The following is a 6,094-nucleotide window of genomic DNA, read 5'->3' on the forward strand; positions in this document are numbered from 1 at the left end:
CTTCATTATCGATCCCCCATTGTTGGCTTCTGGGTCCGCTCGCCCAGGGCTTCTTCCAGGCGTTTCTTTAATTCAAGGATCATTCGTTCCTGCGCTTCCAGCCGCTCCGCGATGGGATCCGGAATGTTCCCGTGGTCCATCTGGACCTCCGGCGCTTCTTCCGTCAGGGTCTTGATGATTTTCCCGGGGACTCCGACAACGGTGGCATGAGCCGGCACGGATCGGAGCACGACCGAGTTGGCCCCGATTTTCACATGATCCCCGATCATGATGGCTCCCAGAACTTTGGCCCCCGCGCCCACCACCACATGGTTCCCCAACGTGGGATGGCGTTTTCCCCGATCCTTCCCGGTTCCGCCGATCGTCACGCCCTGAAACAGCGTTACGTCGTCGCCGATCTCGGCCGTTTCACCGATGACCACGCCCATTCCGTGATCGATGAAAAAGCCGGAGCCGATGCGGGCGGCGGGATGGATCTCAATTCCGGTGAACCAGCGGGCCAGAGTCGCGAGCAACCTCGGAAGCACCGGAATGTTCCACGACCGGAGCCGATGGGCGATCCGGTGGCTCAGAATCGCATGAAACCCGGCATAGGTCAGCAAAACTTCCACGCGGTTGGTGGCGGCCGGATCGCGTTCAAAGACGACCTGAAAATCTCGTCGGATGGTATCCAACATGATTAGACTCGAACGATCGTGCAGACGGCCTGGGCCGCGATGCTTTCACCGCGTCCGATCGAATCCAGTCCCTCGGCCGATTTCGCTTTTATATTCACCGCTCCCTCCTCCACCGTGATCGTCTTGGCAAGCCGGGTCCGCATCTCGTCCAGATACGGCGTCAGTCTCGGCGCCTGCGCGATGACGATCGTATCAATATGGAGAATGGCGAACCCGCCCGCCCGCAATCGGTCGCACACTTTTTCCAGAAGAAGAAGGCTGGAGATGCCCTTGTACTGCGGGTCGGTGTCCGGAAAATGGCGGCCGAGATCTCCCTCCGCGGCGGCCCCCAGCAGAGCATCGGAGATGGCGTGGCAGAGGACGTCGGCATCCGAATGGCCCGCCAGCCCCTTGGAATACGGGATTTCAACCCCTCCGATGATCAGCGGTCGTTTTTCTTGCAACGGATGGATGTCGTATCCGATCCCTGTGCGGATCTGCGGGAATATCATCTCTTCGCTCTTTTGTGTTCGGACCGACGGATCCGAATGATCTTTTCCGCCAGAGCCAGGTCGTCCATCGTAGTTATTTTGATGTTGTCCCAGGTCCCTTCGACCACCTGCACGGGATAACCCAATCGCTCCACGAGACTGGAATCGTCCGTGCTGACGATCCCATCAACATACGCCTTTGAGTAAGCCTCGATCAAGATATTCTTTGGAAATACCTGAGGCGTCTGGGCCAAATACATCCGGGTGCGGTCCGGCGTGCGTTCGACCCTTCCATCCTCATGAACATATTTCGGCGTATCCTTTATCTGCAATGCCGCGATGGCCCCTTGCCCTTTCTCGGAGGCATGAATAACCCTTTTGAGCAATTCGGGAGAAAGAAAGGGACGAACACCGTCATGCACGACCACGCGGACCGCCTCGGCGGAAATCGCGGACAGGGCCCGATAGACCGAATCCTGACGGGTTGCCCCGCCTGAAACGGTCCGGGTCACTTTCTTCAAGCCGTAAGGCTCAAGCAGTTCTTCCCGACATTGTTCCACGTGACCTTGGGGAACGACGAGGCAGACTTCGTGAATCAACGGCGAAGCCTCAAACACCTTCAGGGTATGAACAAGAATGGGAACGCCATCGAGCAACAGAAATTGTTTCGGAGTGGACCGCCCCATCCTTCGGCCGCTGCCGGCCGCCGGAATGACCGCCGCGACCCGGGAGGTCATGCCGCCGTTCCCCCGGAAGGCGGCGTAAAGACCCTATGCGTGTTCCCGTGTGACATGGACCTCTTCTTTCTCTTTCTCGCTCCCCTCGCGAAGCCGTGTGAAAATCATTCGCCCGGCGGTTGTCTGCAGGACGCTGGTCACGACCACGTCGATATTTTTTCCGATCAATCGCTTGGCGTTGTCCACCACAATCATTGTTCCATCGTCCAGATAGGCCACGCCCTGCCCCGCCTCCTTGCCCTCCTTGAGGATGAAGACGCGGAGAACCTCTCCGGGCAACACCACCGGCTTCAACGAGTTGGACAACTCGTTGATATTCAGAACGCGAACCCCTTGGAGCTCCGCCACTTTGTTGAGGTTCAGATCATTGGTAATGATCTTGGCGTCTATTTCCTTGCCGAGCGCCACGAGCTTAGCATCCACGTTACGGATGTGAGGGAAGTCGTTTTCCACGATGCGGACATCGATATCCACCATTTTTTGAATCCGGTGAAGAACATCCAACCCTCGCCTTCCCCGGGCCCGCTTCAGGGAATCCGAGGAGTCCGCAATATGCTGGAGTTCATGAAGAATGAATTGCGGAATGATAAATGTTCCCTCGAGAAATCCGGTTTCGCATAAATCCGCAATCCGTCCTTCAATAATCACACTGGTATCGAGGATCTTGTTACTGGGCTCGCTCGGACCCGTTCGGACCCACGCGCTGGACCTCCGTACTTGCAACTCCCCGCCGATTTTCCTCCCGATCGTAACCCCTAAATAGCCGAAAAGCAGCAGGAGAAACAACTGGACCGGTAGACGAACGGATGAAAAGTCCGGAAGCATAGAATTTGCCGTAAAGCCGATCGCGCCGGCCGCCACAATTCCGATGAGTAATCCCGCCGTCGATCCAAGAACAATGCCCGACGGAACCCGACGAATCGCCTGTTCGATAAGGAGACCCGAAGCCGCTGTCAGAAGCCCTCCCATGATGCCGATAAGATAAAATTCGTTGACTTCCAACCCGCGACCAAAAAGGAATAAGCCGGCCAACCCGCATAAGAATAAAAAGATGATCCGTATGACCATAATGGCCTCCGTTTCAGCCCCGGCCCAAAGAAGGAACAGGGCAGTTGATTTCCCTTAATAATCATAGCATCTCGCCTTAGGTCCGTCAATCGACCCGGGCACCTATCGCCGGCCGGTCAGACCTTTTTCCTCCAGTTGCCTGTGGAGATTCGCCAAGGATGCTTCGGCCGCCTGCCGTCCTCGCTGAAGAAGCTCGCGGCTCCGTCCGAGATCCGTCAGGCCGATTCCGGAAACGTTAACACTTAACAAGAAATCGGCCTTTCGCCCTTCTTCTTCTGCATTTTTCCGAGCCCAAAGCGACGCCATACGGGTCGCGATCTGGATCATGTTGCGGGGCGGACCCTTTTCATCCATCCCCCCGAAATTCACATCCACCGCAATCACGAAATCCGCCGCCAACTCCTCCCGGACAGCCAGGACGGGGATCTGGCTGACGAACCCTCCGTCCACCAGCAGTCGGCCTTCATAGGCCGTCGGTTTAAAAATAACCGGGAGACTGCAGCTCGCCTGAACCGCTTTCACAACAGAGCCTTCTCGAATCACGACTTTCTTTCCCGTGGATATTTCTGTTGCGACAACCGCAAGCGGGATCTCCAGTTGATCAAATGTCAGATTTCCGAGAAATCGATGCATAAACCGCCCGATCCGATCACTGCTGAATAACCCCTGCCGTGAGATCACCGGTTGCGTCACATGCCACCAGTTTAAGCGACTGACCCGCCGGATCATTTCTTCAACCGTGTACCGACCGGACGCATAGAACGCTCCCGCCACGCTTCCCCCGCTGGTTCCGGCTACAACGCGAATCGGTATTCCAGCATTTACCAACACGTCCAACACACCGAGATGGGCAATGCAGCGGGCCGCACCGCCACTCAAAGCAATACCGATTCTGGCCACGATCTATCGGATCCCCTCTTTATATAAAATCACAAAGCGTTTTTGCGCGCACGGTCCATCGATTAAAAGAGTTTTCAAAACAAAAAAATCCTCTTGCGAGGACTTTTTTGCACGCGAACACCGGTCGTGCTTTCAATGAACCACTTAAGGTTTAAGCGCAAAATATGAATTCCTTCCCTGCCGGTTGATCAGAAACAAAACCGTATCCTGCTTTTTTATCCTGGCCGCAATGCGATTATAATCCTTTACCGACTTAACCGGTTGCCGATTCATTTCGACGATCAAATCACCTTCCCGAAGGCCGGCATCCGCGGCGGTGCTGCCCTGATCAATCTGAGTGATGATGACGCCTTTGTCGGATTTAGACAGACCGTAGCGTTGAACCATGTTGGCCGTAAGATCGTGCACCTGCATTCCGGACAAGGCAGTACTGGTCTCTTCATCCGGGGCTGCGGATGATTCCTCCTCCTGTCCGCGAGCGACCTCTTTCGGCTGCTCCGCGATTAGGATGTCCAACTCCTTCTCCTTTTTATCCCGGATGATGCCGACCTTCACCGTTTTTCCAACCGGAGTTTGGGCGACATGGTTGCGGAGTGTTCCGGTATTCTCGACCGGCTTGCCATCGTATGAAATGATGACGTCACCCTGTTGAAGGCCGGCCTTGGCCGCGGGGCTGTTTTCCAGAACATCGGTCACCAACGCGCCATGGGCCTCCGGCAAGGCGAACTGCTTGGCCAATTCCGGGGAAACCTCCTGGATGGAGACGCCCAACCATCCCCGGACCACTTTACCGGTCTTAACCAAGCTATCCATAACGGACTTCGTCATATTGCTGGGAACCGCAAACCCGACTCCCATGTATCCCCCGCTCTGACTAAAAATGGCCGTATTGATCCCGATCAGTTCGCCGCGAACATTGACGAGGGCTCCTCCCGAGTTCCCCGGATTGATGGCGGCATCGGTCTGAATGAAATCTTCGTATTCCGCAATCCCGACGTTTGCCCGTCCGACGGCGCTGACGATCCCCATCGTAACGGTTTGATTCAGGCCGAAGGGATTGCCGATGGCCAGAACGTACTCGCCAACCTGCAGTTTATCGGAATCGCCCCAAGGGATGACGGGCAGGTCCTTGGCATTGATCTTGACGACCGCGATATCGGTTTTCGGATCGGTGCCGACCACCTTGCCCTTGAACTCCCGCTTATCGCCCAAAAGCACCTTGATCTCGTCCGCCTTGGCCACGACGTGGTTATTGGTTACGATCAGGCCGTTGGGATCGACGATCACACCCGATCCCAGACTCTGCTCCCGTTGTTCCCGAGGGACCTCAAACTGTCGAGAGAATTCGTCTCCAAAAAATTGACGGAAGAACGGGTCTTGAAAGAAGGGCGTCATGGGTGTCCCCGAAGGACTCTTAATCACGCGGGTAGTCGAAATATTGACGACGGCCGGCGTTGCGGCCTTGGCCACCGCGACAAAACCCTGATCCGCTGGTGAAGCGGCGATACTCTCCGCCATACGCGGCGGAGATGAAGACGGCGCGGATGAACTGGATAGCCCAAACGGCAACCGACCTTCATTGGCCGAAAGGATCAATCCAACGACAACGCCCAGACTTAAGAAAATGCCGGCCACCAATCCTGTCAGGAAAATTTTATGCCCAATTAATCTCTTTATCATCGCCCTTCTCCTAATAAAGTAATTCGTCCTTGCTTGCATACAAATTATAATAAATCGCAAACGGAAAAGTAAAGTTCTGTTGACAAGCCAAACCGCCATCTCTTATACTAAAACCAAGTAAACGAGCGATAAAGGGAAAGACAATGGACACACACGAGCCAGAAACGCTCAAATTATTGATCCGTGAACTGACTCAATTGATCAATGCCGTGCTGATGCAGAGCCCCGAGCTTCGGTCGGCCATTCAGGGTATTGAGGAAAAGGGATATCAAGTGGATTTGATGCTGGCCTCCTTGACCCGTATCCAAAAGAAGGATGCCGAGAACACGTCGGAGACTTTCAAACCTGGACCGACCGAGACCGATCAGGAGTTCCTCAAGACCCTTCGAATCCGTTGGGACGGCCTATCCAACTCTTAACACATCCACGACTCATCGAAAAAGCGATTGACAACTTCTTCTCCCCTCTGTTATTTTAACCCCCCGTGCCGAGATAGCTCAGTCGGTAGAGCAGAGGCCTGAAAAGCCTTGTGTCGGCAGTTCGATTCTGCCTCTCGGCACCA

Annotated in this window: 7 protein-coding genes and 1 tRNA gene; 2 read left to right on the forward strand and 6 right to left on the reverse strand. The window is 55.1% G+C overall.

The features are described from left to right. Positions 1-5: 5 nt before the first annotated feature. The 6 genes from cysE to VLY20_11525 form a co-directional block, all read right to left on the reverse strand. Positions 6-677, reverse strand: coding sequence for a serine O-acetyltransferase (cysE, locus tag VLY20_11500; GenBank protein HUK57272.1), 672 nt, complete (start codon positions 675-677; stop codon positions 6-8). A gap of 2 nt (positions 678-679) precedes the next feature. Continuing rightward, positions 680-1,168 carry a 2-C-methyl-D-erythritol 2,4-cyclodiphosphate synthase gene (gene ispF, locus VLY20_11505; GenBank protein ID HUK57273.1) on the reverse strand — a complete coding sequence of 163 codons (489 nt, stop codon included), beginning with the start codon at positions 1,166-1,168 and terminating at the stop codon, positions 680-682. After that, the gene (gene ispD / locus VLY20_11510; GenBank protein HUK57274.1) at positions 1,165-1,884 is read right to left on the reverse strand and encodes a 2-C-methyl-D-erythritol 4-phosphate cytidylyltransferase; all 720 of its coding nucleotides are present in this window, start codon (positions 1,882-1,884) and stop codon (positions 1,165-1,167) included. Before ispD ends, ispF begins: the two co-directional genes overlap by 4 nt. 33 nt (positions 1,885-1,917) lie before the next feature. Continuing rightward, positions 1,918-2,952: a PIN domain-containing protein gene (locus VLY20_11515; protein HUK57275.1), complete on the reverse strand. Its 1,035-nt coding sequence runs from the start codon at positions 2,950-2,952 to the stop codon at positions 1,918-1,920. A gap of 102 nt (positions 2,953-3,054) precedes the next feature. Continuing rightward, positions 3,055-3,852: a patatin-like phospholipase family protein gene (locus VLY20_11520; protein HUK57276.1), complete on the reverse strand. Its 798-nt coding sequence runs from the start codon at positions 3,850-3,852 to the stop codon at positions 3,055-3,057. Between the two features lie 144 nt (positions 3,853-3,996). Further along, a complete protein-coding gene (locus VLY20_11525; GenBank protein ID HUK57277.1) occupies positions 3,997-5,532 on the reverse strand; it encodes a DegQ family serine endoprotease in 1,536 nt (511 codons plus the stop codon). Between the two features lie 143 nt (positions 5,533-5,675). Between VLY20_11525 and VLY20_11530 the strand changes: the two genes are divergently transcribed. Both VLY20_11530 and VLY20_11535 read left to right on the forward strand, forming a co-directional pair. Continuing rightward, a complete protein-coding gene (locus tag VLY20_11530) occupies positions 5,676-5,951 on the forward strand; it encodes a hypothetical protein (protein HUK57278.1) in 276 nt (91 codons plus the stop codon). Positions 5,952-6,018: 67 nt separating this feature from the next. After that, positions 6,019-6,094, forward strand: a tRNA-Phe gene (locus tag VLY20_11535).

Source organism: Nitrospiria bacterium, from assembly GCA_035517655.1.
GTDB lineage: Bacteria > Nitrospirota > Nitrospiria > JACQBZ01 > JACQBZ01 > JACQBZ01.